Consider the following 248-nt stretch of genomic DNA (forward strand, 5'->3'; position numbering starts at 1 on the left):
CGATACAGGGGTTCGGCTTCACTGTAGCGTCCTTGATTTTGGTACAGCAATGCCAGATTATTCAAACTAGATACCACAGAGGGATGTTGTTCCCCCACCAGGCGTTTTCTCATTTCCAGTGCTTGGCGATACAGGGCTTCGGCTTCACTGTAGCGTCCTTGATTGTGGTATAGCCCTGCCAGATTATTCAAAATAGTTGCCACCTGTGGATGTTGTTGCCCAAGCAGGCGTTTTGTCATTTCCAGCGC

Annotated in this window: 1 protein-coding gene; it reads right to left on the reverse strand. The window is 49.2% G+C overall.

Annotated features, from left to right (window positions below):
* Positions 1-248, reverse strand: a 248-nt coding sequence (locus ACM0OZ_RS49375) for a tetratricopeptide repeat protein (protein ID WP_414590241.1), incomplete at both ends; no start/stop codon positions are given.

Origin of the sequence: Scytonema sp. PCC 10023, assembly GCF_963920835.1 — a bacterium.
Lineage (GTDB): Bacteria > Cyanobacteriota > Cyanobacteriia > Cyanobacteriales > Nostocaceae > Kalymmatonema.